This is a genomic window from Nonomuraea sp. NPDC049400, assembly GCF_044466425.1.
Lineage (GTDB): Bacteria > Actinomycetota > Actinomycetes > Streptosporangiales > Streptosporangiaceae > Nonomuraea.
Genome location: NZ_JBITMP010000093.1, coordinates 1 through 23796 on the forward strand (window position 1 = coordinate 1; position 23796 = coordinate 23796).

The 23796-nt window shown below is 72.2% G+C and carries 26 protein-coding genes; 18 read left to right on the forward strand and 8 right to left on the reverse strand.

The annotated features are described in order from the left end of the window. The first annotated feature begins 971 nt into the window (after nucleotides 1–971). From ACIBVN_RS58035 to ACIBVN_RS58055, 5 genes are all read left to right on the forward strand, one after another. Complete coding sequence (locus ACIBVN_RS58035) at nucleotides 972–1568, forward strand: lasso peptide biosynthesis PqqD family chaperone (RefSeq protein WP_397151043.1); 597 nt, start codon at nucleotides 972–974, stop codon at nucleotides 1566–1568. Then, nucleotides 1565–1987, forward strand: coding sequence for a lasso peptide biosynthesis B2 protein (locus ACIBVN_RS58040; protein ID WP_397151045.1), 423 nt, complete (start codon nucleotides 1565–1567; stop codon nucleotides 1985–1987). The genes ACIBVN_RS58035 and ACIBVN_RS58040 overlap by 4 nt, the downstream gene beginning before the upstream one ends. 148 nt (nucleotides 1988–2135) lie before the next feature. Further along, nucleotides 2136–2918: an endonuclease/exonuclease/phosphatase family protein gene (locus ACIBVN_RS58045; RefSeq protein WP_397151047.1), complete on the forward strand. Its 783-nt coding sequence runs from the start codon at nucleotides 2136–2138 to the stop codon at nucleotides 2916–2918. A gap of 217 nt (nucleotides 2919–3135) precedes the next feature. Beyond that, nucleotides 3136–3504: a nuclear transport factor 2 family protein gene (locus ACIBVN_RS58050; protein WP_397151049.1), complete on the forward strand. Its 369-nt coding sequence runs from the start codon at nucleotides 3136–3138 to the stop codon at nucleotides 3502–3504. Between the two features lie 45 nt (nucleotides 3505–3549). Continuing rightward, nucleotides 3550–3891: a DUF1330 domain-containing protein gene (locus ACIBVN_RS58055; RefSeq protein ID WP_397151051.1), complete on the forward strand. Its 342-nt coding sequence runs from the start codon at nucleotides 3550–3552 to the stop codon at nucleotides 3889–3891. 6 nt (nucleotides 3892–3897) lie between these two features. Here ACIBVN_RS58055 and ACIBVN_RS58060 read toward each other — a convergent pair whose 3' ends face one another. The 5 genes from ACIBVN_RS58060 to ACIBVN_RS58080 all read right to left on the reverse strand — a co-directional run bounded on the left by ACIBVN_RS58060 (nucleotide 3898) and on the right by ACIBVN_RS58080 (nucleotide 10569). Next, the gene (locus ACIBVN_RS58060; RefSeq protein WP_397151053.1) at nucleotides 3898–4239 is read right to left on the reverse strand and encodes a cupin domain-containing protein; all 342 of its coding nucleotides are present in this window, start codon (nucleotides 4237–4239) and stop codon (nucleotides 3898–3900) included. A 12-nt stretch (nucleotides 4240–4251) separates the two neighbouring features. Further along, nucleotides 4252–6990 (reverse strand): AAA family ATPase, encoded by a 2739-nt coding sequence (locus ACIBVN_RS58065; protein WP_397151054.1) that lies wholly within the window; start codon nucleotides 6988–6990, stop codon nucleotides 4252–4254. Between the two features lie 61 nt (nucleotides 6991–7051). Next, nucleotides 7052–7447 (reverse strand): DUF742 domain-containing protein, encoded by a 396-nt coding sequence (locus ACIBVN_RS58070; RefSeq protein WP_397151056.1) that lies wholly within the window; start codon nucleotides 7445–7447, stop codon nucleotides 7052–7054. A gap of 6 nt (nucleotides 7448–7453) precedes the next feature. Continuing rightward, nucleotides 7454–7852 (reverse strand): roadblock/LC7 domain-containing protein, encoded by a 399-nt coding sequence (locus ACIBVN_RS58075; protein ID WP_397151058.1) that lies wholly within the window; start codon nucleotides 7850–7852, stop codon nucleotides 7454–7456. Next, nucleotides 7849–10569, reverse strand: a complete 2721-nt coding sequence (locus tag ACIBVN_RS58080; RefSeq protein ID WP_397151060.1) for a nitrate- and nitrite sensing domain-containing protein — start codon at nucleotides 10567–10569, stop codon at nucleotides 7849–7851. The genes ACIBVN_RS58075 and ACIBVN_RS58080 overlap by 4 nt, the downstream gene beginning before the upstream one ends. 292 nt (nucleotides 10570–10861) lie before the next feature. Here ACIBVN_RS58080 and ACIBVN_RS58085 point away from each other — a divergent pair, with 292 nt between their 5' ends. Further along, entirely contained in the window at nucleotides 10862–11851 is a 990-nt protein-coding gene (locus ACIBVN_RS58085) for an ABC transporter substrate-binding protein (RefSeq protein WP_397151062.1), read from the forward strand. Here the strand turns inward: ACIBVN_RS58085 and ACIBVN_RS58090 are convergent. Together ACIBVN_RS58090 and ACIBVN_RS58095 are read right to left on the reverse strand one after the other, a co-directional pair. Beyond that, nucleotides 11848–12855 (reverse strand): nitrilase-related carbon-nitrogen hydrolase, encoded by a 1008-nt coding sequence (locus ACIBVN_RS58090; RefSeq protein WP_397151064.1) that lies wholly within the window; start codon nucleotides 12853–12855, stop codon nucleotides 11848–11850. The two genes, ACIBVN_RS58085 and ACIBVN_RS58090, sit on opposite strands and share 4 nt — an antisense overlap. Then, on the reverse strand, nucleotides 12852–13649 hold the full coding sequence (locus ACIBVN_RS58095; protein ID WP_397151066.1) for a DUF1838 family protein: 798 nt from the start codon (nucleotides 13647–13649) through the stop codon (nucleotides 12852–12854). Before ACIBVN_RS58095 ends, ACIBVN_RS58090 begins: the two co-directional genes overlap by 4 nt. Before the next feature lie 300 nt (nucleotides 13650–13949). On the opposite strand from ACIBVN_RS58095, the gene ACIBVN_RS58100 reads away from it, so the two are divergent. From ACIBVN_RS58100 to ACIBVN_RS58115, 4 genes are read left to right on the forward strand one after another with little or no spacing between them, the layout of a single operon-like run. Next, the gene (locus ACIBVN_RS58100; protein ID WP_397151068.1) at nucleotides 13950–14588 is read left to right on the forward strand and encodes a TetR/AcrR family transcriptional regulator; all 639 of its coding nucleotides are present in this window, start codon (nucleotides 13950–13952) and stop codon (nucleotides 14586–14588) included. Nucleotides 14589–14591: 3 nt separating this feature from the next. Then, nucleotides 14592–14879 (forward strand): DUF6204 family protein, encoded by a 288-nt coding sequence (locus ACIBVN_RS58105; protein ID WP_397151070.1) that lies wholly within the window; start codon nucleotides 14592–14594, stop codon nucleotides 14877–14879. Between the two features lie 27 nt (nucleotides 14880–14906). Continuing rightward, nucleotides 14907–15473 carry a helix-turn-helix domain-containing protein gene (locus tag ACIBVN_RS58110; RefSeq protein ID WP_397151072.1) on the forward strand — a complete coding sequence of 189 codons (567 nt, stop codon included), beginning with the start codon at nucleotides 14907–14909 and terminating at the stop codon, nucleotides 15471–15473. 22 nt (nucleotides 15474–15495) lie between these two features. Next, a complete protein-coding gene (locus ACIBVN_RS58115) occupies nucleotides 15496–16023 on the forward strand; it encodes a GNAT family N-acetyltransferase (RefSeq protein ID WP_397151074.1) in 528 nt (175 codons plus the stop codon). Between the two features lie 6 nt (nucleotides 16024–16029). Here ACIBVN_RS58115 and ACIBVN_RS58120 read toward each other — a convergent pair whose 3' ends face one another. Further along, complete coding sequence (locus tag ACIBVN_RS58120) at nucleotides 16030–16881, reverse strand: MurR/RpiR family transcriptional regulator (protein WP_397151076.1); 852 nt, start codon at nucleotides 16879–16881, stop codon at nucleotides 16030–16032. 64 nt (nucleotides 16882–16945) lie between these two features. Here ACIBVN_RS58120 and thrC point away from each other — a divergent pair, with 64 nt between their 5' ends. From thrC to ACIBVN_RS58160, 8 genes are all read left to right on the forward strand, one after another. Next, nucleotides 16946–18010 carry a threonine synthase gene (gene thrC / locus ACIBVN_RS58125; RefSeq protein ID WP_397151078.1) on the forward strand — a complete coding sequence of 355 codons (1065 nt, stop codon included), beginning with the start codon at nucleotides 16946–16948 and terminating at the stop codon, nucleotides 18008–18010. A 107-nt stretch (nucleotides 18011–18117) separates the two neighbouring features. After that, nucleotides 18118–18726, forward strand: coding sequence for a biotin transporter BioY (locus ACIBVN_RS58130; protein ID WP_397151080.1), 609 nt, complete (start codon nucleotides 18118–18120; stop codon nucleotides 18724–18726). A gap of 7 nt (nucleotides 18727–18733) precedes the next feature. Then, complete coding sequence (locus tag ACIBVN_RS58135) at nucleotides 18734–20113, forward strand: class I adenylate-forming enzyme family protein (RefSeq protein WP_397151082.1); 1380 nt, start codon at nucleotides 18734–18736, stop codon at nucleotides 20111–20113. Nucleotide 20114: 1 nt separating this feature from the next. Continuing rightward, a complete protein-coding gene (locus tag ACIBVN_RS58140) occupies nucleotides 20115–21302 on the forward strand; it encodes a thiolase family protein (RefSeq protein ID WP_397151084.1) in 1188 nt (395 codons plus the stop codon). Nucleotides 21303–21330: 28 nt separating this feature from the next. Next, nucleotides 21331–22005: an energy-coupling factor ABC transporter ATP-binding protein gene (locus ACIBVN_RS58145; protein ID WP_397151086.1), complete on the forward strand. Its 675-nt coding sequence runs from the start codon at nucleotides 21331–21333 to the stop codon at nucleotides 22003–22005. Further along, nucleotides 22002–22607, forward strand: coding sequence for an energy-coupling factor transporter transmembrane component T family protein (locus ACIBVN_RS58150; protein ID WP_397151088.1), 606 nt, complete (start codon nucleotides 22002–22004; stop codon nucleotides 22605–22607). The genes ACIBVN_RS58145 and ACIBVN_RS58150 overlap by 4 nt, the downstream gene beginning before the upstream one ends. Before the next feature lie 50 nt (nucleotides 22608–22657). Beyond that, nucleotides 22658–23002, forward strand: a complete 345-nt coding sequence (locus ACIBVN_RS58155; RefSeq protein WP_397151090.1) for an ArsR/SmtB family transcription factor — start codon at nucleotides 22658–22660, stop codon at nucleotides 23000–23002. Continuing rightward, nucleotides 23002–23613 (forward strand): SRPBCC family protein, encoded by a 612-nt coding sequence (locus ACIBVN_RS58160; RefSeq protein ID WP_397151092.1) that lies wholly within the window; start codon nucleotides 23002–23004, stop codon nucleotides 23611–23613. The genes ACIBVN_RS58155 and ACIBVN_RS58160 overlap by 1 nt, the downstream gene beginning before the upstream one ends. Nucleotides 23614–23796: the final 183 nt, after the last annotated feature.

A 23796-nucleotide genomic window follows, 5' to 3' on the forward strand; every position in this document is an offset into this window, starting at 1 on the left:
TCTTGGAGCTCATCCTGACAATTCGGGCTGATCAACATGATCGTCCCCGGCCAAATAGGCTGGAGGTCCCCGGCCAGATAGCGCCAGACCTGACACTCATGTGTCAACGACGTGCCCGCGAGGGTTACAGCTCGAACATGGCGGGATAGAAGGGAGCACTGCCCCTTTTAGCCAGTTCTGCCCCCAGGTAGCGCTCGATCCACAAGTGAATTCAGCCGATCCGGCTGGGCGGGCGCGGCGGCCGAGCCGGGGGTCTGCGCGGGCATGCGGCCAGGTTACTTCAGGGCTCTTTCCTGAAGAGAAAAGGTAACGGGACCGCAGGGCGCGAGTCCTGACCTGGACACGCTCCAACCGTCACTGAACGGCAAGCGACCATTGGTGCCACCGTTACCTGCGCGAGCAGCTCAAGCAGCCCCCAGCGAGACCGCGGATTGCCGATCTCGGAGATGGCGACATCAGTGCAGGTCAGGCAAATCCGTTGGAAATTTCCCCGGGACTACAGGGAGGCCGCCACGCCGGCACGTGGCGAGTCGGCCGCGCACTGGGGGTCGCCGTAGCATCCGCCACGCGGCGGTCGTGCGGCTGGCCGAGCAGCTTCAGGTCGACCCGGATGCCCTCCGCTCGTACGGGCGGCGGGCGAAGACTCGCACGGAGCATCTCCTGACCTTCCACCGCGGTGCCGAGTCTGTCCGAGTACGGCCGAACCCCTGTTGGACAGCAGGAGCGTGAGTCTTCACTGACGGTGACACGGCGATCCGCCGCACCGACGAAGGGACCTGTCATGATCGACAACGAGCGCAACGAGCCGTACGAGCCCGCGCCCGCGAACTGGCGAGTTCGGCACTGCTGGCCGGGCGGGGAGCGACCAGGCGCCTGACCGGGCACGGCGGTGACGAGGTCACCCTGTTGCCCGACTGCTACCTGCCCGACCTGGCCCATCGCCACCCGGCGGCGCTCTGGCCCAGCGGGCGGTGCCCGGCGCCTACAAGCCGCTCACCCGGGCCGCGATGCGCCCGGTCATGCCGGCCGAATGCCTGGAACGCACCACCAAGGGGGAGTTCTCGGCCGAGATCTACCAGGGGCTGTGCCGCCACCGCGGCCAGCTCCTGACCCTGCTCGACGGTTCGCTGCTGGTAGAGCGCGGCCTGGCCGACGCCGCCGCCCTGCGCCGGGCCTGCGTGCGCACCCCGGCCGAGGGCGGGCCGGGCGTGCTGGCACTCGACGTCTTCATCGCCGCCGAGAACTGGCTACGAGCCCTTCTCGCCTACCCCCGCCCAGGAGGAGTCGTGCGCGTGAGCCTTCGCCCCGGCGTCACTCTCACCCCGATCGACGAGGTTGCCGTGCTCCTGGACGAGCACACCGGCCACTACCGCCAGCTGAACGCCACCGCCGCGCTCGTCCTGCGCAGCCTGCTGGCCGGACACGGCCCGGATGGGGCCGCCCGCGACCTCGTCCGGATCCATCCGGCCGCGACGCCCACCGCCGAGGCGGACATCGCCGCGCTCGTCGCGCAGTTGCGCGCCGCGAACCTGATCGTCGAGACCGTCGACTGGGAGCAGACGCGATGAGCGTGTCCATGGTGCCCGCCGACCGGCCCAGCCTGCCCTGGCGCCGCCGCCTGCCGGCGCTGTCCGCCGTGGCCGCCGCGCACCTGATCGCCCGCCTGCCGCCGGCCCGCATCCGCGCGGTGCTCATGTTCGCCCGCCGCGGCGCCGCGCCCGCCACCGCCGAGCAGGCCGGAGCGGCACGGGACGCGGTGATCGCGGTCAGCCTGTCGTGCGCCGGGGAAGGCTGCCTGCCCCGCTCCATCGCCGCCGCCCTGCTGTGCCGGTTGCGCGGATCCTGGCCCACCTGGTGCGCGGGCGTACGGGTTCACCCGTTCGGCGCCCATGCCTGGATCGAGGCCGACGGCCACCCCGTCGACGAGACGCCCCACCACTACCGGGTCACGATCGTCATCGCCCCGGACAGAGAGCGTCGAAGATGAGGGCCCTGAGGTCCGGTCTGCCGAGGTCAACATCAGTCTCCCGGACACCGTCACCATCCTCCGCCGGAAGAGTGCCGTCCTCATCGATGGATGGACAACAACCACACAATCGAGGACGCTCCCGCCCGCGCGTGATGAAATACCGGTGATGATCAGATATCTCGTGATCGCCGGGCTGTTATCCCTTCACCTGCCCGCGCAGGCCCCTGTGCTTCACGTGATGACGTGGAATGTCTGCGCAGGCACGTACAGCAGCTGCCCCCTCTTCCGCCGCACCACCGCCGAGCTGGCCTGGCACGTTGCCGTGCTGGCCACCAAGGCGGACGTGATCTTCCTCCAGGAGTTCTGTACGGGCGCGGACGCCGACCTGGAGCGCGAGCTGGAGGCACGTACCGGCCGAGCATGGAGCATCAAGTCGGCCGGGTTCGCCCACCCGGATGGCTCGTCGTACCAGTGCTCCCCCGACTGGAACGGCAGAGCGCGCGGGGCGCAGAGCGTCACACTTGCCGTAGCCGAGCAGGACGCTCGCTTCGAAGTGCACGCGCTGACCACGCCGCCGTGGGGCACCCGCAGGTACGTGGTCTGTACGGCCGACCGAGCGTTGTGCACCGCACACTTCTCGTCCGGCTCGATCTACGACGACAGGCAGGAGGGCGCGCCCTACCGGCGCAGACAGCTTCGCGAGCTGTTCAAGCTCGGCCGGGGTGTCGTCGGCGGCGACCTCAACCTGGTGCCGCGCGATGCCGCCACCGCCTACGCGGGTCGCGACGAGTGCGACCCGCGCAACCGCTGGACCTACGTCACCCGCAAGCGGAAGATCGACTACGTGTTCGTCGGCGACGGCCGCATGCGGGGCTGCTTCGTCGACTACGCCAGGAAACGATGGTCGGACCACGTACCGATGCACGCGTGGGTGGTGCGGCGGTCTTGAGAGCCGCAGGTGGGAGAGGGGATATCCGTCAACGCGTGTGCGCACTTCCAGTCGTCGCCGAGCACGGTGTGCAGGTCGCCGAGCAGCCCGTCGGCGGATGCTACGGCGACCCCTACTGAAGGCGTGGGCGGAAGTACTTAAGAGCGTCAGATTCCCCGTCGTCCCCGTCTCCCTAAGTTGGTGGTCACAAGAGAGCACGACCACTGAGGAGAGAGACATGAGCGACATGAACGAGCTGGTCCAGCGCTACCTCGCCGCATGGAACGAGACCGACGCCGCCGCGCGGCAGGCGGTGCTGGCCGAGGTCTTCGCCGAGGACGCGGTGTACACCGACCCGCTGGTCTCCGTTCAGGGCAGGGACGGGCTCGACGCCACCATCGCGGCGGTCCAGGGGCAGTTCGGCGGGCTGGTCTTCAGCCTCGGCGGCGCCGTGGACGCCCACCACAACATCGCGCGGTTCACCTGGCACCTGGGCCCGGAGGGCGCCGAGCCGATCGTCATCGGCTTCGACGTCGCGGTGGTCGGTGACGACGGGCGGATCAGCCAGGTGCTCGGCTTCCTCGACAAGGTGCCGGCCGGAGTCTGAACACCGGTCCGCCCCCTGCCGTCCATGAATGTCTGAGGAGGAACCATGAACGCCTATGTGATCGCGCACCTTCGTGATCCGGAGAAGCAGCACCCGGACGTGGCGGAGTATTTGGAGAGGATCCAGTCGACGATGGACCCGTTCTCCGGCCGCTTCGTCGTCCATGGGGGAGCGGTGGACGTCCGCGAGGGCCAGTGGTCCGGCAGCGTCGTCATGCTCGAGTTCCCGTCGGTGGAGAACGCGCGCGACTGGTACGAGTCGGCCGCCTACCAGGCGATCGTGTCGCTGCGGGCGGACCACCTGGAGGGCGAGGTGATCATCGTCGAAGGTGTCGAGCCCGACCATGACTCGGCCGCGATGGGCGCCGAACTCAGGAAGGCGCTCTGACCTTCGTCAGGTGGTGACGTCGTAGTTGAAGCCGAAGGCGCGCACACCGGTCTCCGTACGGGGCCGGTGGCTCGTCCTGGGGCCGAAGGCGACGTAGGTGCCCGGGCCGTGGGTGCGGTCGCCCTCGATGAGCTCGCCGCTCACGACGAAGTACGCCTCGCCGTAGGTCTCGTGGACGTCGAGGTCCGGCCATTCGGCGCCGGGGGCGAGATCGATCACCCACGTCCTGATGCCCGGCATGCCCGGGAGCATCCGTACGTGGATGCCGGGAGCCAGCTCGACCGGCGGGACCTCATCGACGTCCACGGGGAGTATTTGTCCAGGTAGCACCTGTTCCTGAGCGATCACCGGGACAGGATGTCACAGCCCTAGTTGATCGGCGAAATCCTTGAGCTCGCTCCGGGAGGCGATGCCGAGCTTGGGATAGGCCTTGTAGAGGTGGTAGCCGACCGTTCGGTGGCTGAGGAAGAGCTGCGCGGCGATGTCGCGGTTGGACAGGCCCTGCGCGGCGAGCCGGGCGATCTGCAGTTCCTGCGGGGTGAGGCCGGCGGCCACGCCTTCGGCGGGCCTCGGGCCCTGGTCCTGGGCGCCGGTCGCGGTGAGCTCGCCGCGGGTGCGTTCGGCCCACGGCCGCATGCCGAGCCGGTCGAAGACCTCCAGGGCGGCGTTCAACGGCCCGCGCGCTTCGGCCTTGCGCCGAGCCCGGCGCAGCCACTCCCCGTGGAGCAGCGCGGTCCTGGCGTACTCCAGCGCGCGGCTGTCCTGGTCGTGCAGTTCGAGAGCCGCCGTGTAGAACGTCTCCGCCTGCTCGTCGGCGGCGAGCAGGCCACGGCAGCGCAGCACGAGCGCGTCGGCCCACGGCTGCCGGACCGACCCGGCCCACCGCTCCAGGCGTGCCAGAGGTTCGGCGGCGCGTTCCGGCGCCCCCACCCGTACGGCCGCCTCCACCAGGTCGGGAATGGAACGGGTGGCGCAGATGTGATGGCGCATCGGCTCGCGGGTCAGGCGGTCGAAGCGGGCGAGCGCCGCCTCGGCGCGGCCGAGACCGAGGTCAAGCAGCCCGAGCGACCAGTGCGCCCACGGCGCGCCTGGGGCGATGGCCCCGGCGGTGGCGCCCGCCAGCCCCTCCTCGGCGTTGCGCCGGCAGGCTGCCTCCTCGCCCTTGGCCGCGTCGAGGTAGGCGAGCACGCTGCTGAACTGGCTGACCCACTGCTGCTGGCCGGTGTCGCGGGCGAGCCCCAGGGCCTCGGTCGCCGTGGCGAGCGCGTCCAGGTGGCGTCCGGTGAACACCTCGCCCTCGGCCATGAAGAACAGCACCGTCGGCAGCCGCCCGGCGCCGCCCCGGGTGCGGTGTTCGGCGGCGAGCGCGGATGCCAGCTCGTAGGCGTCGGCGTCCTGGCCCAACGCGAGTGCCGCGCCGCAGAGGATCATCAACACCTGGTCGGGGACCCGGCCTCGCTGCCGCACCGCCGCGAGGGTGTCGCCCAGCGGCGGCGGGCGCTCGGAACGGCCCCGGTCGAGGTGGACGAGGTAGGGCCCCACCGGCGCGAGTGGATCCGCCTCCTCCAGCGGGAGCGCGACCAGCCGGTCCAGCGTCGCCGCGAGCTGCCGTTCGCCCAGGTACCAGGAGGTGTGAACGGCCTGGATCAGCAGCACGGCGGCCTGGCCGGGATCGGTGTCGCGGATGAGCTCGGCGCCGTCCAGCAGCAACCGGTGGGCGGCGGGGTAGGAGCCCTGCCAGAAGTCCGCGAGCGCCCGCACTTGGGCGATCCGCGCTTGCGCCGCCGGGTCCTCGTCCGGCCGCCGGGCCGCGCGGCTGCCGAAGGCTCTGGCACGCTCCAGGTCACCCGCCTCCAGCGCCGCCTCCGCCGCCAGGGCCTCGCGGTGCGCCCTGGCGGCGGGCTCGACGCTCAGGCGGGCGGCCCGTTCGTACGCCGCCGCGGCCGCCTCGTGACCGCTGCGCTCGCGGGCACGGGCGGCGGTGCGTTCCAGAGCGGCGGCAGCCTCCTCGTCAGGTCCGGTGGCGGCGGCCGCCAGGTGCCAGGCCCGGCGGTCGGTGTGCTCGGGCGAGTCGAGGGCGGCGGCGAGCGCGCGGTGGACGGCGAGGCGTTGCCCGAGCGGCGCCCGCTGGTAGACGGCGGCGCGGATCAGCGGATGGCGGAAGCGGATCACGGTGCCGTCGGCGTCGCCGCGGAGCACCAGACCGGCCCGCTCGGCGGGAGACAGGTCCTCGACGGACGCCCCCAGGGCGGCGGCGGCACGCAGGATCACGGCGAGCTCGCCGGTCTCGTCGGCCGCCGCCACGAGCAGCACGTTCTGGCAGGCCTCCGGCATCCGGCTGACCTGGCCGTGGAAGGCCAGTTGCAGGCGGCTGGTGAGGGGGAGCGCCCCCGGTGAGAAGGCGCTGCCGCCTTCGGCGGCCAGGGCGACCGGCAGCTCCAGCAGCGCCAGCGGGTTGCCGCCGGCCTCGGCGAGCAGGCGGTAGCGCACGGCGGGCGCGAGCGGATGCCGGTCGAGCAGGGCCGCGGCCGCCTCCGGGGCCAGCCCGGACAGGCGCAGCTCCGCAAGGCCGGGGGCGGGGAAGGATCCCTCGCCGTCCCGGGCGGCGAAGATCATGACCACGCCCTCGGCGTGCAGGCGCCGGGCGGCGAACAGGAGCGCCTCCCGCGACGCCCGGTCGAGCCACTGCGCGTCGTCGACGAGGCACAGCAGCCCCGTCTCATCCGCGTGCTCCGCCAGCAGGGAGAGCACCGCCAGCCCCACGAGCATCGGCTCGGCGCCGGATCCGGGCTCGAGCCCGAACGCGGCCTCCAGCGCCTCGCGCTGCGGGCCGGGCAGCGCGCCGAGGGATCCGAGCGCCGGGCGCAGCAACAACTGCAGCCCCGAGAACGGCAGCTCCGCCTCGAACTCGACCCCCGTACCGCGGACCAGCCGCATGTCCCCGGCCGCCGCGGCGGCGTGGTCGAGCAACGCCGTCTTGCCGATGCCCGGCTCGCCGCGCAGCACCAGCGACGAGCTGCTGCCCGCCCGGGCTCGCGCCAGCAGTTCGGCGATCGCGTCCTCTTCGGGCTTTCGCCCGTACAGCACCCCCGCTTCCATGGCCCAATCCTGGCATTCGTCCGGAAGTGTCCCGTACGGGCTGGCGCGGGGGGATGCGTGCTCAGAGCCGTTGCAGTCCGCTGAGCACGCGTTCGAGCAGCCTGGGATCCGGCCGTCCGCCGGGCAGCTGCGGATGGTGCAGCTGCAGGAGCCCCTCGGCCGCCATGTCGGCGATCAGCACGCGGGCGACCCCGAGCGGGATCTCCAGCACCGCCGCCACCTCGGCCACCGAGCGGACCTGCCGGCACAGCTCACTGATGGCGGCGTACTCGGGGGTGATGAGGGCGAAGGCGTGCGGCGGGGCGTCCGCGGAGCAGACCAGGGCCTCCATCGCCAGCTTGATGCGCGGCGCGGTACGCCCGCCGGTCACGGCGTAGGGCCGGACGGGCGAGTCCTGGTCCTGCTCGTCGGGGTCGGGCGGCGGCCGCCAGCCGCCGCCCCAGCGCGGGTCCGTCATCCGCGCTCACCTGATCTGACGGGAGCGCAGCTCCGGGGTGAGCACCTGCCCGGCCCGGTCGGCCAGGAGCGTCATCTGGTACGCCACCACGCCCATGTCGCAGTCGGGGGCGGCCAGCACGGCCAGGCAGGATCCGTCGCCGATGACGACGTTCAGCATGAGCCCGCGCTGCATCTCGACGGCGGTCTGGACGACCGGGCCGCCGCCGAACAGCGAGGCCGCGCCCTGCGTCAGGCTGGCCAGCCCCGAGGCGACGGCGGCCAGCTGATTGGCGCGCTCGGGGGGAAATCCGGCCGAGACGGCGAGCGGCAGCCCGTCGGAGGAGACGACGGCGGCGTGGGCGACGCCCGGGACGGACCGGACGAAGTCGGTGATCAACCAGTCGAGGTTGCTGTCGCGGATCATAGGCCTTCCTCGCGGATCGTGCTCCCTGCTGTGAAGGGAGGAATGTTGCGCGTGCTGATCTCGTCGCGTGCGGCTCGGAAGCCCCGCTGGTAACCGGCCATCCGCTCGCGGATCTCCTCGGGGGAGATCTGCGGGATGGGGACGACGCCCTTGGGCGCCGAGGCGGTCTCGGCGCTGCCGGGCACCAGGTTGGCCTTGGGCACACGTTTGGGCAGGCCGGAGGCGGTGGTGCCGTCGTTGGCCGGGCTGGCGGCGGCCTCGGCGGCGCTCCACCCGGCGTCGACCTGGGGCGAGCCCCAGCCGCTGTCGGATTTGTCGCGGTTGAACCAGGCCGACTCCACCGCGGCGAAGATCGGCAGGTAGCCGTCGGCGGCGGGGCCGTCCAGGCTGCCGGAGAGCGGGTCGCCGGGGACGGGCCGGGCGCCGCCCGAACCCGAGCCATTGGCGATCGGGCCGCGGAAATCGGGGTCAGGGCCGGGGGTGCCGCCTCGCAGGAGGTCGAAGCGTGCTCTGGCCGCGGGCGTGTCGAATGTGCCGTACCAGCCGGACCAGCCCGCCGCTGGCTTCTCGGGCCCGGGATCGGTGGCGAACGACGGCCAGTCGGCCATGTCCGGCGTGCGCTGGCGCGGCGGCTGCACCACGGGCGGGCCAGCCTCCCAGGAGCCGGCGAACGGCCGGCCGAAGGGCGAGGCCGCGCCCGGCGTCGGGTAGGCGGGCGGCTGCAGCAGCGCCTCCGGCAAGAACACCGTCGCTGTCAGGCCCCTGGCGTCGTTCTGGCGCAGCTGCACGCGGATGCCGTGGCGGTGGGCCAGCCGGGCGACCACGTACAGGCCCATGCGGCGCGAGACCGAGATGTCCACCGCGGGCGCGCGGGACAGGCGCTCGTTGGCCTGCGCGAGCTCGGCGGGGACCATGCCGATGCCGGTGTCGGTGATGGTCAGCACGATGCCGCCACCGCCACCGCCACCGCCACCGGCGCCGTCGACGGTGTCGGCGTCGACGGCGACCGGGGAGTTCTGCGGCGAGAACGACAGCGCGTTCTCCAGCAGCTCGGCCACGAGGTGGATGATGTCGTTCACCGCCTGCCCGGAGACGGCGCTGCCGGTGGCGATCCGGGCCTTGACCCGCTCGTAGTTCTCCACCTCCGACAGGGACGCGCGTACGACGTCGGCCACGCTGACCGGCTTGTTCCACCGCCTGGGAGGCTCCTGGCCGGCCAGGAGCAGCAGGTTCTCGTTGTTGCGCCGCATGCGGGTGGCCAGGTGGTCGAGCCGGAACAGGCTGGCCAGCCGCTGCTCGTCCTGCTCGCCCCGCTCCAGCCCGTCGATGAGCTTGATCTGCCGTTGCACCAGGGTCTGGCTGCGCCTGGACAGGCTGACGAACATGGCGTTGACGTCGGCGCGCAGCCTGGACTCCTCGCCGGCCAGCCGGACGGCCTGACGGTGGACCTCGTCGAAGGCGCGGGCGACCTCACCGACCTCGTCCAGGGAGTCGACCCCGATGGGGGCGATGGCCACGGTGGATTCGTCGCGTGTCTCGCGCAGCGTGCGCACGGTCCTGGGCAGGCGGACGCCGGCGATGTGCAGCGCCTCCGTACGCAGCCTGCGCAGGGGCCTGACCAGCGACTGGGCCATGATGGCGGTGACGATCAGGACCGCGAGCAGCAGCAGGAGGCTGTAGGTCGCGGCCAGGAGCGCCTCGCGGCGCGCGGAGTCCTGCAGCGTGCGGCTCTGCACGATGATCGACTCGCCGAGGCGCCGCTGGACCGTCCACATGCCGTCGACGGTGCCGCTGATCGCCTGGAACCAGCGGTCGGCGTCGTCGTCGGCCTCCGGGTCGATGTCGATCCGGCTGCCCTCGGTGACCTGGGCCAGCGCGCGCAGCCTGATCACTTCTGCGCGGTCCACCAGCGTGCCGGTGACGGTGTCGTCGTACGTCTGCAGCTCGTCCAGCGTGGCCGCCGACCGGAACACCGAGACCTCGCTCTCCTGCTGGGCGCGGGCGGCCATGAACCGGTCGAGCTCGCCGCTCTGGAAGCGGCCCGCCGAGGCCACCGCCGCGAGCAGGCCACGCTGCTGCGAGGCGGCGTCGTGCGCCTTGGCCAGCGCCGACAGCGCCCGGACGCTGTTGGCCAGAGCCTCCTGGTCGCCGCCCTGGCCGATCTGGTCGTGGAACTGCTCGAAGGCGTTGATGATCTGTGAGTACTTCGTCAGCGCGGGCAGGGCGAGCAGCTGGGTCTTCAGCACGGTGTCGCGGGTCGCGGCGATCTCCGGCAGGCGGCTGAGCACCTGCTGGGTGATGGTCCAGGCGCCCTCACCGTGATCCGGCGTGATCGCCCGGGCCTTGGCGCGGACGGCGGCTGCCGCCAGGTCGACGGGGGCGAACTGCCCGCGCATCGGCTGCTCGCGTTCGGGCGTGCGGCCGGCGCCGATGTAGTGGACCGCGAGGTCCCGCTCGTGGGCGAGCTGGTGGGTCAGCTCGATGATGGCATCGCCGAGCTCGGCCTTGTCCAGCACCTGCTGGTACTGGCCGGCCGCGGCCCATGAGGTGATGACCTGCTGGGCGCCGACCACGACGCCCACTCCGGTGGGGATGACGATCAGGGCGACGAGACGCGCGCGCACCCGCCAGTCGCGCAGCCGCAGCCGGCGCCGATGCCTCCTGTGGGCGTGTGCTAATCGAGGGCGAGGCCCGACCGCGGTCGGTTGCTTCGTCACAGACTCCCCACTCTTTCGCCTGAATGCACGCCGGCATGCGAGGCGTGTGCTGCGCGCCCGGAGACGAAGAGCAATTTGAGCACACGCCGACGAGCTAGGCCAACCTTACAAAGCACGTGACTCCCATTGGAATGGTTGATTGACCACCAATCCAGCTGTCGGACATTTCATGGCAATTACCGCAAACTCTGCTGTACGATCATCGACTGTCCGCGTGACTGCCGCCGGTTCTCGCTTGTCAGGGCGTTGAGCGCGGTCTTTCGGATGCGTGACCTGGCAAGGAGAAACCACAATGGAATCCGGCTCTGCTTTCCGCGCGTTCCTGGCGTTCCTGGCCGTCGGCACCCTGGCCGCGTGCGGCGGCACCGGCTCCGTCGCCGGCGCGGCTCCACGGGGAAGCCTGGAGAAGCCCACGCTGACCATCGGCGTCAGCCCCACACCCTCCTCGGCGCCGGTGTTCATCGCCGACCGCAAGGGGTTCTTCAAAGCCGAGGGCCTGACCATCAAGACGGAGATCATCCAGGCGCCGCAGGCGGTCATGCCGAAGATCCTCAACGGCAGCATCGACATCTTCAAGGGCAGTTACGTCTCGCTGATCAACATCCAGGACAGCGGCGCGGCTAAATTGAAGATCCTTTCAGATAGTTTGCAGGCCGCGCCCGGCATCGCGGGCGTCGTGGTACGCAAGGACTCCCCGCTGCAGACCCCGAAAGACCTCCTGGACAAGACGATCGCGGTCAATTCGCTGAACAACCTGGGCACCATGTCCATGAGCGCCCATTTGAAGGCGCATGAAGTGACGCCGAAACAGGTGAAGTTCGTCGCCATCGATTTCCAGGCCCAGCTGGCCGCGCTCACGAGCGGGCAGGTCGACGCGGCGTGGATGGTGGAGCCGTTCCTGTCGGCCGCCCAGCAGGCCGGCGCCCGGCTGCTGCTCGACACCAACACGGGGCCCACCGACGCGCTGCCGATCGACGGCCTGGCCGCCACGGACGCATGGGTGGCCGCGCACCCGAACACCACCGCCGCCTTCCAGCGCGCGGTCGCCAAGGCGCAGCGCCTGGCGGCGACCAACCGCGCCGAGCTGGCCGAGGTCGTCCCGCTCTACACGCAGACGCCCAAGCAGGCGGTGATGACGATGGCGATGGGCACCTTCCCGACCTCGCTCAGCCCCAAGCGCATCCAGCGGGTGGCCGACCTGATGTACGAGTTCGGCTACCTGAAGTCGCAGGTGGACGTGGCATCCATGGTGGTCCAGGAGCCCGGCCGGCCGGCGGGCTAGCCGGAGCCGTACAGGCGCTCGATCGCCTCGACCTGCCTGGCGGCGAACCACGCGCGCTCGCGCGCGCCCTGCGACAAGCCTTCTGGGCGCTCCCCGTCGTGCCTGGCGTACTCCTCGGCCCACAGCCCGGTCTTGACCCGGCTCAGCAGGTTGCCCATGCCGGGCCGCCGCCGCAGCCGGCGCAGCGCGCCGACGTCCAGCTCGGCGGCGGCCACCAGCGACTCGCCCTGGCCGGCCTGGGCGAGCACCCGTCCCTGGTGGTCGAGCACCTCTGAGCCGCCGTTGGTGGAGTCGCCGGGGATCGCGATGCCGCGCAGGCCGCCGCTGTTGGCCGAGACCACGTAGGCGAGGTTCTCGGCGGCGCGGGCGCGGCGGGCGATCGCCTTCGGGGTCAGCGCCGGCGAGGAGGCCTCGGAGGTGGGGTGGCAGAAGACCTCGGCGCCGCGCAGGGCCAGCGCGCGGGCCAGCTCCGGCATGAGGATCTCCTCCGAGGCGAGCGCGGCCAGGTTGCCGATCTCGGTGCGGGCCACCGGCAGCACGCCGTCGATGCCGTAGATCTCCAGATAGCGCTCCCACACGTCGTACGGGCTCGGCGTGAACATCGAGTGCAGCCTGCGGTAACGCAGCACCGCCTCCCCTTGCGGGGACAGGATCACCGAGGCCTGGAAGTACAGCTCGGGGAAGTGCTCGTCGCGCTCATAGGCGTTCACGCACAGGAACACCTCGTGCCGGGCGGCGATCCGGGCCAGCGCCTCGTACTCGGGTCCGCCGGGGTCGAGCGCGGCCTTCTCGCGCCACTCGGCGAAGCTCTCGCGCATCGGGAACCCGGTCATGACGTACTCGGGCAGCACCACCAGGCGCAGGTCGCGGCCGAGCCAGGCCTTGCTGCCGCCGACCTGCTCGCCGATCCGCTCGATGGCGGCGCGGATGGCGGCACGCGGGTCCGGCGCGGCGTTGACGGCCCTGGTCTCCATCTGGAGCGCCAGGGCCGTGTACGCGGTCACTGGCGTCCGTTGGCCGCGCACCAGCCGGCCCAGGTGGTGGCGCCCTTGCCGAGCTGCTTGTTGTAGAAGGAGCTCCAGGAGTTCTCGCTGGCGCCGGGCGCGCTGGGAGCGGCCTTGTAGAGCGGGTGGTTCGCCTCGACCTCGGCGCGCAGCCACGGCTCGACCTCGGCGTAGGAGTTCAGCGACCAGCTGCGGGCGTGGTAGGTGAGCTGGCCGCGCACCTCGCTCTCCGCCAGGCACATGAACGGCGTCCACGGGCTCGTACGCGCCCAGCTGATCTTCGTCTTCATGGCGCCGGCGGGGACGGTGCCCGGGTTGGTCCTGGCGGCCACCTCACGGTCGTCGACGGAGAAGTCGAACATCTCCTGCGCCGCGTACACGCCGCCCACGAGCCCGAACCGCTCGCCGAGCGCGGTGCCGAAGTCGGCCCGCACGGGGATGTCACTGGTCCACACGGTCTCATCATGCAACGTGCGCAGCGGCGGACCGGCGTAGGAGGAGGTGACGTTGAACGGGCCGAAATTCACCGTGTCGTTGTTGATGGGGATGACCGGATAGGTCTTCTGGTCGATCGGGTTCTTCCATTCCCGCAGGATCCTGGTGGGGTCAGCCGGGTCGGTGTAGAAGACGATCTCGCGGGAGAGCTGGTAGAGCTGCGTCGTGTCCGGCACCCGGTACAGGCGCCTGATGTTGTAGCCCTCGATGTTGAACAACTTCTGGCCGTGCCGGATCGCCGGGTCGAGGCTGTTGCCTTCGACGTTGGCGTACACGCTGCCGGAAATCCGGAAAACCATGTCCTTGCCGTCGGGACGGCCAAAAGTCTGGAGCGAGAGAAGGCCGCTCCGATCGGTGACCGTTTTGTAGACCGGTCCCGGAGATGTCGGACTTGTGGGTTCAGCGTCCGCCGCCGCTCCCGGCGTGCTCACGCTCACGAGGAGAGCAGTGAGAACTAAGGACCTGATGACTTTGCGCGTGACCATGGGGCACTCCGGACGGTGAGCTGATAGGGCAGCCCATGTGATCATGCTCTGGGCGGCGCTGTCCACCGCGCCCGAAAACTGCAATCCGCTTAAAGATTGCAGTAGACTCCAAGCATGGGTGAGGGGCTGCGGGAGCGGAAGAAGCGGCAGACCAGGCAGCGCATCTCGGACGTGGCCGTCGGGCTGTTCGTGGCGCGCGGCTTCGAGAACGTCACGATCGCGGAGGTCGCCGAGGCCGCCGAGGTGTCGGTGAACACCGTCTACAACTACTTCGCGGCCAAGGAGGATCTCGTCCTGCCACCGGAGGAGGCCTCGCCGGATCGGCTGGCCGGCATCGTGCGGCAGCGGCCGCCGGGCCAGTCGCCGGCCGCCGCGGTCCTGGCGCGGCTGCGCGAGGAGGTGCGCGGGCGTGAGCGCACGGTCGGGCTGACGCCGGGCTTCGGGCCGGTGCTGGAGATGATGCGGGCCGCCCCCACGCTGGCCGCCCGGCTGCAGGACCTCGGCCACCGGATGACCGAGGCGCTGGCCGCCGAGCTGGCCGCGGAGACCGGGGCGAGCGCGGGCGATCCCTTGCCGCGGGTGATGGCCTGGCACATCGGATGCCTGCACGCGCTGGTCTACGCCGAGATCGGCCGCCGCACGGCGGCGGGGGAGCAGCCGGAGGCGATCGCCGGGGCGGTGCTGGAGTTGCTGGATGTTGCCGAAGGCGTGCTGGGCGAGCAGGTGCTGGCCTACGCCGTACGAGAGGAGTGAGCGGTGTTCAGGGTGACGATCAGGGGGAAGTTCAAGAAGCTCGACGAGGCCGGCCGGGCCGCCGTGCTGGCCGCGAGCGGTGCCGCCTACACCGAGGCGGGGACGTTCACCCATGACCAGAGCGTCACGGCGTTCACCTTCCGCTGCCAGGTGCCCGCCGGGCGGGACGACGGCGAGGACGAGGCGGCGCTGGGGGCGATGGCCGCACTGGAGGCGCACGGGCATCCGCACGAGATCCTGCAGCTCGCGGTGACGGACATGCGCGACATCAAGGTGCGGCGTCGACGGTGATCTCGCATATGGGATATATTCCCGAATGTGAGACATGTGGAGGAGGTCGAGGCCCGGCTCGCCGGCCGGCTCGCTGAGCTGCGCCTCGAGCGGGGCTGGTCGCTGGAGGAGCTGGCGAGCCGGTCGGGGATCAGCCGCTCGACGCTGTCGCGGCTGGAGCGGGGCGAGATCAGCCCGACCGCCGCCCTGCTCGGCAAGCTGTGCAGCGTGTACGAGCGGACGATGTCGCGGCTGCTGGCCGAGGTGGAGTCCGAGCCGCCGCAGCTCGTACGGGCCGACACGCAGACGGTCTTCCGGGATGAGGAGTCGGGGTTCGTCCGGCGCTCGGTGTCGCCACCGCATCCCGGGCTGCGCGGCGAGGTCGTGGAGGCGACACTGCGCCCGGGAGCGGACATCTCATACGAAACGCCTCCGGTGCCCGGGCTGGAGCAGCACATCTGGATGCTGGAGGGGGCGGTGGAGATCACCGCGAACGGCCACACCCACACCGTCGAGGCCGGCGACTGCCTGCGCTTCCGGCTGTGGGGCGCCTCCCGCTTCCGCTGCCCCGGCCCGTCCCCGGCCCGCTACGCCCTCCTGCTCGTGCTCCCATGACCGACTTCAGATGAGGAATCGCATGCACACCATCGAACGCCTGGCCGCGGAGGAGTTCGACGCCACCGTCAAGGCCCTGGCCGAGCTCCTGGTCGACGCCGTGGACAGCGGCGCGTCCGTAGGCTTCCTGGCGCCGTTCGACCATGAACAGGCCGCCGCCTGGTGGCGGGCGCAGGCCCCGGCGGTGGCCGGGGGCAGCCTCCTGGTCTGGACGAGCCGCGACGAGGGCGTCATCACCGGCACCATCAGCCTGGCCCTGGCACGCAAGCCGAACGCCCGCCACCGCGCCGAGATCGTCAAGCTCATGGTCCACCGCGACGCACGGGGCCGGGGCCTGTCACGGGCCCTGCTGGCCACGGCGGAGCAGGCCGCCCTCGACGCCGGCGCCGACCTGCTGCTCCTGGACACCGAGACGGGCAGCACCGCCGAGCGGGTCTACCTCACCGGCGGCTGGACCCGCTTCGGCATCGTCCCCGACTACGCCGGATCCCCGGACGGCACGCTCCAGGACTGCAGCTTCTTCTACAAGCGGCTCGCCAAGGCAGGCTGAGCCCTTTCACAACGTCTGCGTGAGCGCCTCGAGCTCCGCCAGGCGCCGGGCGGGCGCCAGGCGGGCGGCTGTGGCCACGAGCAGCAGCTCGGTGACGGCGATCTCGTGCGCGAGCGGCGCGATCGGCCCGGCGGCCTCGCGCGGCAGCCTGATCAGCACCTCCGCCTCGGCCGACAGCGGCGACTCCCACGCGTCGGTGACGAGCAGCAGCCGCGCGCCCCGGGCGCGGGCGGCTTGCACGAAGCGGGCGGTGTCCGGGGAGTATCGCCGGAAGTCGTAGGCGACCACCACGTCGGAGCCGCTCAGGTCCAGCACGGTACGGGCCCGGGCCTGCGCGGACTCGGGCACCCTGCGCGCGCCGGGGCGCAGGCTGGCGAGCTGGCGGACCAGGTATTCGGCGGCCAGCTCGCTCAGCGGCCCGCCCAGCGCCCACACGGCCCCGGCCTCGGCGAGCAGGGCCGCCGAGGCTTCGAGCAGCGGATCGGTGACGGCGGCGAGTGTGCTGTCCAGGCCCGTACGCAGGTCCTCGGCGGCGCGCCGCAATTCGGGCACCTTCCTGCCGGGCGCGGGGCTCTCGACCGTGTCCGGCGAGCGCGTCACGAACTCCAGCAGCCGCGACCGGTCCCGCGCCCCGTCACGCACGGCCGCCTGGAAGTCGGCGAACCCGGCGTATCCCAGGCGGTCGAACAGCCGCGACGCCGTGGGCGGGCTCACCCCGGCGCGCTCGGCCAGCGCCCGCAGCGAGCCCAGCGCCGCGAACGGATAGTCGTCGAGCAGCACCCGCACGATCGCCCGCTCTCCGGGCGGCAGCTCGGGATAGACGGCGCTGAGGCGGTCGGCCACCGGGTCGTTCTCCACAATGACAAATGTTACATCATCTCCGGCTTGCCAGACCATATGAAACAAGTGTTACGGTTCCGGCATGAGAACCTGGCATGGTCTGATCGACAGCGACTACCGGCGCTGGCTGCCGGTCACCGCCGACACCCCGTCCGTCTCGCTCAACGAGGGCAACACCCCGCTCCTGCGCTCGGCGCACCTGTCGGAGCTCACCGGCTGTGAGGTCTGGCTGAAGGTGGAGGGTGCCAACCCGACGGGTTCGTTCAAGGACCGCGGCATGACGGTGGCGATCAGCAGGGCGGCCGAGGCGGGCGCGCAGGCCGTCATCTGCGCCTCCACCGGCAACACCAGCGCCTCGGCCGCCGCCTACGCCGCCCGTGCCGGGGTCACGGCCGCCGTGCTGGTCCCCAAGGGGCGGATCGCGCTCGGCAAGCTGAGCCAGGCCGTACGGTACGGCGCCGAGATCGTCGAGATCGACGGCAATTTCGACGACTGCCTGCGCGTGGCCCGCGAACTGGCCGCGCACCACCCGATCGCGCTGGTCAACTCCGTCGGCAACGAGCTGCGCCTGGCCGGGCAGCGCACGGTCGCCTACGAGATCGTGGACGCCCTCGGCGACGCGCCCGACGTGCATTGCCTGCCGGTGGGCAACGGCGGCAACATCACCGCCACCTGGGGCGGCTACCGCAACTACCACGGCGCCGGCCTGGCCGGCCGGCTGCCGCGCATGTGGGGCTTCCAGGCGGCCGGGGCGGCCCCGCTCGTCCACGGCGCGCCCGTGGCCGATCCGCGTACGGAGGCCAGCGCGATCCGCGTCGGCAACCCGGCCACCTGGGACGGCGCCGTCGCCGCCCGCGACGAATCGGGCGGGCTGATCGCGGCGGTGACCGACGAGCAGATCTTCGCGGCGTACCGGATGGTGGCCCGCCGTGACGGCGTCTTCGTCGAGCCCGCCTCGGCGGCGGGCGTCGCGGGCCTGCTCGAGCAGCACGCGCGGGGCGCGCTGGAGCCGGGGCTGCGGATCGTGATCACGCTGAGCGGCAACGGGCTGAAGGACCTGGACGCCTCTCTGCGCGACGGCTACACCTCGACGGAGACCTCCTCGTCCACCTCCGACGTGGCCAGGGCCCTCCGCCTGGCCGCATGACAAGAGCGGTTTGTGGGAGCGGTATCGGTCGTTCGCAGATGAACGCACGGAAAGTTGTGGGATACCTCCATGCCTGAACCAGGGTGTTCTGGTGTGGGATCGACCTCATGAAGGACGAAGAGAAAAGACGCGGGTTCCCCACGGGCGACCTGGCGCGGGTGGCTGTGTTCGCAGCGCTGATCGCGGTGCTCGGCCTGCCCGGATCGCTGAACGTCTTCGGCAACACGGTGCCCATCACGCTCCAGACGCTCGGCGTGATGCTGGCGGGCGCGATCCTCGGCACGTGGCGGGCCGCGCTGGCCGTCGTGGTGCTGCTCATCCTGGTCGCGGCAGGACTGCCGCTGCTGGCGGGCGGGCGCGGCGGGCTGGCGGTGTTCGCCGGGCCGTCGGCCGGGTTCCTGATCGGCTGGATCCCGGGCGCGGCGGTGACGGGCTGGCTCGTCGAGCGGGCGGGCCGCAATCCGGGCATCGTCCGCCTGACAGTGGCGTGCCTGGTTGGCGGCGTCGGCGTGGTCTACCTGTTCGGCATCCCCGTCCAGGCGGCCGTCACCGGCGTGTCCGTGGGGAGTGCGGCGCTGCTCAGCACCGCTTTCCTGCCCGGCGACCTGATCAAGGCGGTGCTGGCGTCCATCGTGACCAGGGGCACGCAGCGTGCCTACCCGGACGCGGTCCCCGCCGTGCACCAGGAGCGGCTGCGTACCGGCGGGGGGCGTTGACCGCCCGATGCCCGTAGCGGAACACGTTCTGCGGCAAGCCGCCGAGCGCCCTTCGCGCCTGGCGGTGTGCGGCCCCGCGGGGGAGCTCACCTACGCCCAGCTCGCCGACCGGATCCACGGCGCGGCCCGCCACCTGCTCGGCCTCGGCATCGGGCCGGGCCGGCTGGTCTCGATCGGCCTCGCGGACCCGGTCGAGGTGCTCACCGCCGCGCTCGCGGCGGACCTGGCGGGCGCGACGCCGCTGGTGGGCGACCCCACGTGGGACCGGGAGCGGTGGTCGCGCGTCGTCCCGGCGTCACCGCACGCGGCGGGTCCCGGCGTTCAGGTGGACGCGCCGCTGCCGAACGTGGCGGGCCCTGCGGTGACGTACGAGCCGGGACCCGGGGATCGGGCGTGGGCGTGCTTCACCTCGGGCAGCACCGGCAGGCCGCGCGCCATCGTGCGCGCCCGCGCGTCATGGACGGCGTCGTTCCCGCACCTCAGCGCCCTGGCCGGGATCGGCCAGGACGACGTCGTGCTGATCCCGGGCCCGCTGGTGTCAAGCCTGTACGCCTTCGCCGCCGTGCACACCCTGGCCACCGGCGCGACGGCCCTCCTACCGGGCCGCTGGCCTTCAAGAGCACTGGGCGGCCTGCTGGCCAGGGCCACCGTCGTGCACCTGGTGCCGCACCGGCTGCCCGACGTGCTGGCACACCCGGGGACGCTGCGAACCGCCGTGGTGGGCGGCGCGGCCCTCGACCCGGACACGCGGGCGGCGGCCGTGCGGGCGGGGGTCCGGGTCGTGTCCTACTACGGGGCCGGCGAGCTGTCTTTCGTGGCGGTGGACGCCGACGGGGGTGGGCTGCGCCCTTTTCCGAGCGTGGAGATCGAGGTCAGGCCCGCGCCTGCCGGCTCTCTCGGTGAGGTGTGGGTGCGTTCGCCGTGGCTGGCCGACGGCTACCTGGGCGAGGCCGCCGGGCCGCTCCGGCGTGACGGTGACGGTTGGGTGACCGTGGGCGACGTGGCGGAGCCGTACCGGGCAGGAGAGGTGCTGCGGGTGCGCGGCCGCGGTGACGGCGCGATCCAGACCGGCGGCGCCACCGTCGTGCCCGAGGACGTGGAAGAGGTGCTCAGGAAGGTGCCCGGCGTGGGGGACATCGTGGTGATCGGCTCGCCGCACCCGTCGCTGGGCTCCGTCGTCACCGCGGTCATCGAGGCCGAGCGCGCCGAGCTCCCGCCGCGCGCCTTGCTGGAGGCGATGGCCAGGGGCGGCCTGGACGCGGCGCAACGGCCGCGCCGCTGGTACGCGGTGCCGAGCCTGCCGCGCACGCAGGCGGGCAAGCCCGCCCGCGCCCTGGTGGCGGCCCGGCTGGCGGGCGGCGACCCCGACATCCGGCGGCTGACCTGACATGCGTCACGAACCCATGACCGTGTCGGCCTGGCCCCGGCCCGACGATCCCGTCATCGTGGCGGCGCGGCGCACCCCCATCGGCACGGCCGGGCACGCGTTCAAGGAGCTGACCGTCGACCGGCTGGCCGCGCCCGTGATCGCGGCCGTCGCGCGCGACCTGGCCGGGCGGCGGATCGATGACGTGGTGCTGGGCAACTGCATGGGGCCGGGCGGCAACGTGGCCAGGGTGTCGGCGCTGGCGGCGGGCCTGGGCGAGGAGGTGCCCGGCCTCACGGTGGACCGCCAGTGCGGCAGCGGGGTGGCCGCGATCCTGGTCGCCGCCCAGGCGGTACGCGCGGGCGAGATGGAGCTGGTGATCGCCGGGGGAGTGGAGAGCGCCTCGACCGCGCCCCTGCGTACCCATCGAGGCGCGACGGAGCCGTACCCCAGGGCGCCCTTCACCCCGGACGGACGGCCCGACCCCGACATGGGTCCGGCCGCCGAGGCGCTGGCGGCGGCGCGCGGCATCGGCCGGGATCGCCAGGACGCCTACGCCTGCCGCAGTCACGCCAGGGCGCTGGCCGCCCGGGAGGCGGGCCGGTTCAAGGAGGAGATCGTCCCGATCGGCGGGCGCCACGACGATCAGCGGCCCAGGCCGCTGCGGGCGGCGTCGCTGGCCCGGCTGCCCGCGGCGTTCGTGGCGGACGGTACAGTTACGGCCGGTAATTCCTCCCCGGTCAGCGACGGTGCCGCGGCCGTGGCCATCGTGCCCGAGCGGCTGCGCGCGGGCCTGCCGGGGATGCGGCTGGTGGCCGGGGCCGTCGTCGGGTGCGATCCCGAGCTGCCCGGCTGGGGCCCGGTGCCCGCCGTGCGGCGGGTGCTGGCGCGTGCGGGGGTGGAGTTGGAACGGGTCGCGGCGGTGGAGATCGTGGAGGCGTTCGCGGCACAGGTGCTGGCGGTCACCGACGCGCTCGGGCTTAACCCGATGGGCGAGGAACGGGTGTGCGCCGACGGCGGCGCGCTGGCCCTGGGCCATCCGTGGGGCGCGAGCGGCGCGGTCGTGGTGACCAGGCTGTTCAGCCGCCTGGTCCGCGCGGGCGCCGCGCCGGGGACGCTGGGCCTGGCCGCGGCCGCGGTCGGCGGCGGGCTCGGCGTGGCCGCCCTGTTCGAGGTGGTCGGCCCTGGCCGGGACGGAGGGGCGGCGTGATTAAGGTTCGCGTTCCGGGCGGTACGGCGTGATCGAGTTCGCCGACGTGCACGTGCGGCTCGGCGAGCGGGACGTGCTGCGCGGCATCACCGCCACCCTGCCCGAGCACCGCATCGGCGTGGTCGGCGCCAACGGCTCGGGCAAGAGCACGCTCGCCCGGCTGGTCAACGGCCTGGCCCAGCCCACCTCGGGCAGCGTCACCGTGCTCGGCCTCGACACCCGCCGCAGCGCCGCCAAGATCCGGCGGGGCGTCGGGTTCCTGTTCACCGACCCGGACGCGCAGATCGTGATGCCGACGGTGGCCGAGGACGTGGCCTTCTCGCTGCGCCGCAAGGGCCTGGCGCGCCAGGAGGTCGAGGCGCGTGTGCACGACGTGCTGGCCAGGTACGGCCTGGGCGAGCACGCCGACCACCCCGCCCACCACCTGTCGGGCGGCCAGAAGCAGCTGCTCGCCCTGTGCTCGGTCATGGTGCTGGAGCCGGACATCCTGGTCATGGATGAGCCGACCACGCTGCTCGACCTGCGCCACTCCCGCCAGGTCGCCGAGCTGCTGCGGGAGATGCCGCAGCAGGTGGTGGTGGTCACCCATGACCTGCCGCTGCTGGGGGGCTTCGACCGCGTACTGGTGCTCGACCAGGGCAGGATCGTCGCCGACGGCGCCCCGGACGAGGCCATCGCCCACTACCGGAAGATCATGGCGTGAACGGCCTGACCGGCGCCTACGTTCCCGGCGCCTCCCCGCTGCACCGGTTGCCGGCCGGGGTCAAGCTGGCCGGGCTGGCGCTGGCGTGCACGGCGCTGGTGCTGCTGCGCTCGCCGCTGGCGCTGGCCGGGGCGGCGGTCGCCGTGGCGGGGCTGTATGTGCTGTCCGGGGTCGGGGTGGCGGCGTCCTGGGCGCAGGTCAAGCCGGTGCGGTGGTTCGCGGTGGCGTTGTTCGGGATGCAGTGGGTGTTCGTGGACCTGCAGGGGGCGGTGTCGACGACCCTGCGCGTGGTGCTGGCCGTGGCGCTGGCCGGGCTGGTCACGCTCACCACCCGCATGTCGGACATGCTGAACACGCTGGAACGCTGCCTGGCCCCGGCCAGGTTCGTCGGCCTGGACCCGTTCCGGGTGTCGCTGCTGCTGTCGCTGACCGTGCGCAGCGTACCGGTCGTGGCCGCGCTGGCCACCCGGGTCCGCGAGGCCCAGCGGGCCAGGGGGGTCGAGCGCAGCCTGCGCGCCTTCGCCGTGCCGCTGGTGGTCAGCTCGCTCCGGCACGCCGACGCCCTCGGAGAGGCGCTCAGCGCCCGCGGCCTGGACGACTGACAGCTATCCCAGGTTTGACTTATATAAGTAGGCCGTGAAATAGTCGGGCCGTGCACGCATTCGACGTCCTCGGCGATCCGGTCCGGCGGCGGATCCTGGAGCTGCTGGCCGGCGGCGAGCAGAGCTCGGGCGAGCTCACCGCCGTCATCCAGCGCGAGTTCGGCATCTCCCAGCCCGCCGTCTCCCAGCACCTGCGGGTGCTGCGCGACAACGGCTTCGCCAGTGTGCGGGCCCAGGGCACCCGGCGGCTTTATGCCGTCGAGCCGGGGCCGCTGCAGGAGGTCGATCTCTGGTTGGAGCGATTTCGCGGCTTCTGGAGCCAGCGGCTGGACGCGCTGGCGACGGAGCTGGCCCGCGGCAAGCGCGAGCGCCGCACAAACGGAAAGGACACCTGATGGACATCGTGGACGAGCTGCTGAAGGCTCAGCGCGAGTTGAAGGACGGCGACGTCAAGACCCTGGTGCTGCGACGGCACTACGACGCGGAGGTCGAGGACGTGTGGGACGCCTGCACCGACGCCGAGCGGCTGCGCCGCTGGTTCCTGCCCGTGAGCGGCGACCTGCGGGTCGGGGGCACGTACCAGCTCGAGGGCAACGCGGGCGGTGAGATCCTGCGCTGCGAGCCGCCCAGCCTGCTGAAGGTCAGCTGGCTGTTCGGCGAGAACCCCGGCTTCTCGGAGGTCGAGGTGCGCCTGTCCGCCCAGGACGGCGGCACGCTGTTCGAGCTGCGTCACAGCGCCGAGGTGCCGCCTGAGTTCTGGGACCAGTACGGGCCCGGCGCGACCGGCGTGGGCTGGGACCTGGCGCTGCTGGGGCTGGGCCTTTACCTGTCCACCGGCGGCCGGGACGGGATCGACGAGAACACCTTCCACGAGACCAGCGAGGGGCGGCGCTACATCACCGAGAGCAGCCGGGCCTGGGGTGAGGCCCACAAGGCCGCGGGCGGCTCGCCCGACCTGGTCGCCGCCACCGTCGCCAAGACCACCGCCTTCTACGCCCCCGAATAGAAGGCCTCCTCACAGGCCAGAAGATCAACACGCTCCTCAGCGCCCTCGGTGTCGCTGTCTGCCAGGTGATCGAGAGGGAGTCGCCCAGGAACGCGACGGGCAAGGTCGGCGAGAACCTGCTCGTCGCCACGGTGGAATGGTCCGCGCGCAGGTGCTCAGCTGGTGGCGCCCCAGGTGAGAGAG